The sequence below is a fragment of the Endozoicomonas sp. genome, assembly GCF_051008435.1.
Taxonomy (GTDB): Bacteria; Pseudomonadota; Gammaproteobacteria; order Pseudomonadales; family Endozoicomonadaceae; genus Endozoicomonas_A.
In genome coordinates this window covers 1-6,825 of the sequence record NZ_JBPCXO010000303.1, presented here as the reverse complement: position 1 = coordinate 6,825, position 6,825 = coordinate 1, and the positions used below count along the sequence as shown (strand labels likewise).

At 47.3% G+C, this 6,825-nt stretch carries 5 protein-coding genes; 1 reads left to right on the top strand and 4 read right to left on the bottom strand.

The features are described from left to right. Positions 1–320: 320 nt before the first annotated feature. Positions 321–1,562: an ABC transporter substrate-binding protein gene (locus ACR2PX_RS15415; protein WP_434000242.1), complete on the bottom strand. Its 1,242-nt coding sequence runs from the start codon at positions 1,560–1,562 to the stop codon at positions 321–323. 181 nt (positions 1,563–1,743) lie between these two features. Between ACR2PX_RS15415 and ACR2PX_RS15410 the strand changes: the two genes are divergently transcribed. Beyond that, the gene (locus ACR2PX_RS15410; RefSeq protein WP_434000241.1) at positions 1,744–3,522 is read left to right on the top strand and encodes an aminopeptidase P family protein; all 1,779 of its coding nucleotides are present in this window, start codon (positions 1,744–1,746) and stop codon (positions 3,520–3,522) included. Between the two features lie 66 nt (positions 3,523–3,588). Here the strand turns inward: ACR2PX_RS15410 and ACR2PX_RS15405 are convergent, their stop codons facing one another. The 3 genes from ACR2PX_RS15405 to ACR2PX_RS15395 all read right to left on the bottom strand — a co-directional run bounded on the left by ACR2PX_RS15405 (position 3,589) and on the right by ACR2PX_RS15395 (position 6,609). Further along, complete coding sequence (locus tag ACR2PX_RS15405; RefSeq protein WP_434000240.1) at positions 3,589–4,737, bottom strand: esterase/lipase family protein; 1,149 nt, start codon at positions 4,735–4,737, stop codon at positions 3,589–3,591. A 142-nt stretch (positions 4,738–4,879) separates the two neighbouring features. Continuing rightward, entirely contained in the window at positions 4,880–6,286 is a 1,407-nt protein-coding gene (locus ACR2PX_RS15400; protein ID WP_434000239.1) for a hypothetical protein, read from the bottom strand. 71 nt (positions 6,287–6,357) lie between these two features. Beyond that, positions 6,358–6,609, bottom strand: a complete 252-nt coding sequence (locus ACR2PX_RS15395; RefSeq protein ID WP_434000238.1) for a hypothetical protein — start codon at positions 6,607–6,609, stop codon at positions 6,358–6,360. Positions 6,610–6,825 lie beyond the last annotated feature (216 nt).

Below are 6,825 nucleotides of genomic sequence, written 5' to 3'. Positions count from 1 at the left end.
CTTCCTCAATGTTGAGTGGTCAGTACCCAGCAAGCGAGCTGCTTCACCAATCTTGACTAATCTCTTATCCATAGTGTGAGATTATGATAGATAATCATAGATTACTCAATACTGTTTCAAACCCTTCAACGTAGCCCCTGACTTTAAATTGATCTCTCACCATAGTGTGTTCCGTGCAACAACGAACAGTCCCAATATAAAAATCGATAAATCACTGACTCTGTGATCTGAAGCCTATAGATCCAAACGACTCAGTACGCTTCAGACAAGATAACGTTGCCCTAATCACTGAGAAGGACCAGAGCGCATTCAAAACAGAACTATTTTAAAGCCTTGATTGCCAACGATAGCTGTTTAACTGCCTTAGCAGGATCGGCATTTGGATCATTAATGAACCGACTGACGACTTCACTGACAACATTCTGAACACGCTCTCCAGCAGCCATGCCATGGGTGGTGCTGGGCACCAGTGTGCCACGCGCCATGCTACGGTTAAAATCCCTTCGGCTTTTTCGGGCACAAATATCCATGTCCTGATCATCAATAAAATCCAGTGCCGGTATGCCACCTTTCTTGAGATTAAATGCAATCTGGAAATCAGGATTCATTAACAGGCTGGCAAGCGATTGCTGGGCTTTTTTCTGTTGCTCATCTGGCATATTGAACATGACAAAACTATCGATGTTATACACGAATGCATCTTTCGTACCGGGAGCCGGAATGCACAAAAAGTCTTTACCGGGTTGCTTATCCTGGAGCAGAAATTCCCCCCTGACCCAGTCCCCCATTAACTGCATGGCAGCCTTGCCATCAATCACCAGTTGTGTGGCCTGATCCCAGCTCCTCCTACTACTGCCCTGGTCAAAAAGACCACGAATTCGAGCCATAGTTTCAAAGGTTTTCATCATGGTTTTACTGGTGAGTGCTTCGGGATCATTTTCTACCATAGCTGCACGATAAAAATCCGCACCTCCGGTAGCCAACAACACGGATTCAAAAATAGCGGAGGCTTGCCAAGGCTCCCTGCCGTAGGCCAGAGGAATGTATCCGGCCTTTTGCAGCTGTGGCGCAATCCGAAACATATCCTCCCAGGTTTCCGGCAATTCGAGCCCGGTTTTTCTGAACGCTTGCGGATTAACCCAAAGCCAGTTGTTTCGGTGAATATTGACGGGGGCTGCCACGTAATGCCCCTGGAACTTCAGGGTCTCACTGACCATAGGAGGTAACTTTTCGTCCCATCGTTCTTTCCGGGCGACATCATCAATTTCAGTCAGCAAGCCGAGGCTGGCCCACTCCTGAATACCTTTGCCCCTGATTTGTGCTGCGGTTGGAGGGTTTCCGGAAATCACCCTGGATTTCAGCACGGTCATAGCCTTGCTACCACCTCCTCCTTCTACACCAAAGTCTTCCCACTTAATTCCTTTGTCGTTTAATTGGCGTTCCAGAACACTCACTGCTGCCTTTTCACCGGGAGACGTCCACCAGTGCAACACTTCAACTTCATTGGCAAAGCTGAACGCAGGCAGGATAAAAAACAGAATGGCTAGCAAGGTTCGATTCACGTAAGAGAATCTCATGAGGATTGAGCAGAGAAGAGAGAATATCAGAATATTTCCGTAGCATTGTAACAAAGCCTGAAATGCAAACGGCTTTTCTCCCCTTTCGGATTTCCCTTAAAGGCAGTTATAGTAACGCCATCACCTGACATTGTTACTTCGCCACAGGCATTTCAGAACAGAACTTATGATAACCACTACAGAGAAGCTGGCAGCATTACAGTCAGCAATGAAAAGCCAGAACATTCACGCCTGGATTATTCCGAGTTCCGACCCACATGAAAGTGAATACGCAGCTGATCACTGGAATGGCCGCGCCTGGCTTTCCGGGTTTGATGGATCTGCAGGAACCGTAGTTGTCCTTCAGGATCAGGCCGCCTTATGGACCGATGGCCGCTATTTTCTTCAGGGTGAAGAACAACTGGCAGGCACTGGTATTGAACTGATGAAGCAAGGGCAACCCGATGTGCCCCCCATCAACAAATGGGTGACCGATAACCTGGATGAAGGCCAGATCGTTGGCTTTGACGGCAAGGTTATGAGCCTGAAGTTCGTCAGAAATCTCAAGCAATCGTTTGATAGCAAAAATTTGTCTCTGAAAACCGATCTTGATCTGCTGAATGACGTTTGGAAAGACCGTCCAGCCCTGCCTACTGAGCCAGTCTTTCTCCACAACGATGCGATGGCGGGAAAAACACGAGAAGAAAAACTGACTGAAGTACGTGCAGAAATGACAGCCGCCGGGGCAGAGCATGTACTGGTAACAGCACTGGACGATATTGCCTGGCTGTTCAACCTGCGTGGCTCTGACGTTGAGTGTAATCCGGTTTTTCTTGCTTATGCTCATATTACTAACGACTCAGCACAGCTTTTTGTTGACGACAGTCGTATAGAAAAAGAAGCTCTGGAAGCCTTGAAAGCCTCTTCGGTAGAGCTGAGCGCCTACTCAGCCATTGCAGATAGCCTGTCATCATTGAATAACGCAGCACTATTGATTGATCCGGCAACTACCTGCCAGTGGCTGTACGATGCTATTCCAGACAGCGTCGATGTTGTTGAGGCCACCAGCCCAGCCAGAAATCTCAAAGCGATTAAAAACCCGGTTGAAATTAACCGCATGGGTGACTGCCATCGTCGTGATGGTGTGGCTATTGTGCGCTTTATGCGCTGGCTCGAAGGTCAAATCCCCACAGGAAACCTGACCGAAGTCACTCTGGACGAAAACCTTCAGGCATTTCGCGCGCAAGCGCCTGAATTCAAAGGCCCAAGTTTTCCAACTATCGCCGGCTATGCGCCTAATGGTGCGGTTATCCACTATCGTGCCGAGGAAGAAACTTGCCTGACAGTGCAGCCCAAAGGCCTTCTGCTGGTTGATTCAGGTGGCCAGTACCCTGACGGCACCACAGACATTACCCGTACTTTTGCCTGCGGCGAAATGACCGAAGAAGAAAGGAAAGATTACACCCTGGTGCTCAAATGTCATATCAACCTGGCACGAGCCCGCTTCCTTCGTGGTACCCGTGGCATCCAACTGGACATGCTGGCAAGACAACCCGCATGGGCTGAAGGTCAGAATTACAATCATGGTACCGGCCATGGTGTTGGCTATTTCCTGAATGTGCATGAAGGCCCACACAGTGTCAGTCAGGGTTTTCTGGATGTGCCACTGAAGCCCGGTATGCTGATTACCAACGAACCCGGTATGTATCGTAATGGCAAACACGGTATCCGAATCGAAAATATCATGCTGGTTGAAGAAGATATCAAGACTGTGTTTGGTGAATTCTACAAGCTGAAAGACCTGACTCTGGCGCCTATTGATACCCGACCACTGTTGCTCGATAGGCTGAATGGTGAAGAGATTGAGTGGCTGAATAATTACCACTCGAAGGTGAGAAGTGAATTGTCACCTCTGCTTGAAGGAGAAGATCTGGAGTGGCTGATCAAAACCACAGAAGCGATCTAATAAGACATCAGTAATAGAGTCAAAGCTTTTTACAGTATGAAAAATGGCGGCCAATTGGCCGCCGCTTTATTCTTCATCATCCTCAGAAATACTACTTGAGAAACCCTTTGGTCCGAACTGGCCTAAAACCTGTGGCCGGTGCAACTCACTGTGGGTCGCATCGGAGATATGGAGATGAAGGTTAGCGCGAGAAGTATCCTTTTTCGCCCTGAACCCCCTTCGTCTTTTCTCAATCTTCAACGTTCCTCGACCGGGTTTAACCCAATCCACTCCACCTTTGCCGGCAACGCTATCCTTGCCACCGGAGACATGAATGTAAGTGTTTACTTTTGAGGCTATAAATTCCCGGGAAGGTATATGGTCGTCTCGAATCGGGGTTCCGAGGGTAATCAGCTGCTTAACCTCTGCTGATTCCAAAAGCTTCAAGGCTTCAAAAGCAACATTGCCACCATGACTGTGGGCAATGATATTAGTTTCAATACCCTTCTCATAATTACGCTCAATTCTTTCGGCCAGGGCTTTACCTGCCTCAACTCTCGCCTCACGGTGGTTCTTACCACTCCACTGAATGGAACTTAACTTGCCGCCGTATCGCTCACGGAGCTCTTCATTGGCTTTAATATCCGGGCGGGTCCACCCTCTTTCAGGGGCATCAGGGTTAAACGTTCCATGGATCAGAATGGTTTCAACAGGCGCACTGTCGTGTCGCTTTGATTCCAGAAAGCGAACCGGTCCCTTGTAGTACATAGCCTTGTTAAAGCGGTTGAAGGTGCCTGTGGTCATATTGGCTTTGAAGTCTTCGGAAAGATCCGGTTTGGGAGCTTTCTTTTCTCCATCGACAAAGCCAATGTCACTTTTTGACATGACCACCTGCTCAGGCATGAACACATCGTCTTCAAGCTCTATCTCTACTGTAGGGGCAGGCAGAGTGTCATCCATACTTTTGTGCATCATCGAGAGGGCATGGCCTAAAGAGTGCTTACTTGTTTTGGACTTACTGACCTTTCTTTCAGCAGCTTGAGTATCTGGAGTTTCATCACCGGAATCATCACTGTCAAAGCTTGGATTCATATAAACATCTTTAAAGTCGGATTCCTCGACCTTCTTCTGCTTATATTTTCCCGGATTGTTCTGAAGCGTCAATTTCTTGTCTGATGAGCTGGACGAGTTAGGTCTGACGCCCCCCGCACCTCCGCTACTTGGAAGCCTTGGCATAACACTCTTCCCTGAGATTGGCCTGTATCAGAGATTAGACACTCAATCCGAAATAGTAGAGTTCAAGTAAAATGCAAAGGATCAGTGGTCAAATTCGTTACTCTTATGACAAGTAGATCCAAGAAATCATGACCAGCACACTTTACACTTGAATAGCCCTCATAGCCTGTTCCAGAACAATCTGCTTCAACCCTTTCAGAAAGCCCTGAGCTACCCCGAGAATACAACTGAAGGTACTCATCAGAACCCCAGGGCTCCTCATCATTTGAGCCTTAAAACCACGACCAGCATTGCCCACAACAATAGCGGTATGAACCGAAAAATGACTGCCTTGCTTGGGTACCAGCATGTCCTCATCTATTTCACTGTCACCCGCTGCAATGATGGTGGAGCCATTCAACCCCATCGCTTTCGCCAGCCTGCTCATCCATTCTCCTTTGGTTACAGGTAATGAAAGCGTCACTTCATGCTTATCAGGATTAAATCTGAGCTTGGCAATAGCGCCAAAAAGATTAAAGGCCGCCCGCCTCAACAGATCTCTTGCTTCTTTATTATTAAGATTCAGCTGAGGGCCAACAGTGAGAGCAAAGATGGGACCGAGCTCGTTATTTTGGGCATCGGTAATAGAGATACCCTGTGCGGCGAAGAGTTGCGCCAGTTGTTGAGTCAGGTCGGCAGTAAAACTTATATATCGGTCAAAATGAAAACCGTCTGCCCGGATATGCAAGTTTCCCGGTAGCTGACTGACTGCAGGCATAAAGTCATTATAAAAACCAGTTTCTGGACGAGCCATCACATTAACGGCTGCATTCCAGGCTCTGACACCACTTCCGAGCGACACCAAAAAATCAGGCTCTGGCAGTTGGTGATCAGCAAAATACTGCCATTCGCCGTGACCAATAATGGCACCGGTTACGACAACCAACCTTAGCTTTCCCCGATCACGCCATTTATTGACAAAGGCTGCAAACAACTCCCTTAATCGCTTCGTCAGTTCTCTTTTTCCTCGATTGGCTGGCAATAAAGTGTCATCAAGATCTGAGAGTAAAACCACTTCTCCGAGCAAACTGGTCATTTCTTTATCAAGCTGAGCCAATAAGCTTTCAAATTCCTGCAACTGTTTTTCTAAATTCCAGTCATCATCCGGTGGCAATTCCCCTCCTGAACGACCCTGTCCAATCGCACCTCCATCTGACTGACGTCTTTGCCCAAAGCCCTGCTGCCCAGTTGAAGGATCAGCATCGTTCCTCTTCAGATTCAGCTTTCCGGAAGTGCTTCTTAACATCAGCGTAATAACCGGCAATGGACTGCTACCCAAGCCTCGACCAAAGCCATCTCCCGGGTATTGATCAAAGCCTCCACCACCGAGGCTGATTTCTTGTGGCATAGCAAATCGATCGGCTTTTTCAGGTATCAAGGGAACGGAAGTATTAACAACCAGGACGCCATCACCATCCCCATGGACGCCGACAACCAGCAGAAAGTTGACAACCAACAGAAAGTTGAGTAGAAAAAAAGAAAGAAGAGTAGGCTGCAAAAAGTACTTCATTTTTCACATCCCGTTAAAAAGGGGTGTGAATTATAGTTCATGCTAAGTTTCAGGCAGGACACATTGTTGACTCAGCGTTTGTGTTCCTTGCTTCCGGAACTGACCAGACTATTTTTGGCCACACTGATAAAACTGCCTTTGTTATTACCGAGAGGCTGACCGCAGGAACAAAACAGTTTTTCATCCATTTTCAGACCTTCAAGATCCAGGTCAGTATAGTGTTTGGAAATGCGACTTTTATGAATCCGTATCACATTACCTTTACCTATTTTCAGGTATTTCCAGAGTTTCTTTTTACAACTAGCACACTTAAAAACAAGCACAAAGGTCTCTTTTAGGCAGGGTATTAAATGATGGACAGAGAAGGGAGATTACCGTTTTTCTTTCACAGCACCTATCGGAAGTACTTATGGTTCGTAACTATTCAGCCCCCTCAAAATAGGCTGGATTTTTCAGAGTTTTGTGCCATTTTCTACTAAACCTTTCTCTTTACTCTCAGTCATGACTCATATTGCACCCGATATACAGACCCGCGTCGT

What these genes read in the sequence shown, in the direction of transcription:
- ACR2PX_RS15410 (WP_434000241.1), top strand. Translation starts at nt 1,744, where the DNA reads ATGATAACCACTACAGAGAAGCTGGCAGCATTACAGTCAGCAATGAAA.
- ACR2PX_RS15405 (WP_434000240.1), bottom strand. Translation starts at nt 4,737, where the DNA reads ATGCCAAGGCTTCCAAGTAGCGGAGGTGCGGGGGGCGTCAGACCTAAC.
- ACR2PX_RS15400 (WP_434000239.1), bottom strand. Translation starts at nt 6,286, where the DNA reads ATGAAGTACTTTTTGCAGCCTACTCTTCTTTCTTTTTTTCTACTCAAC.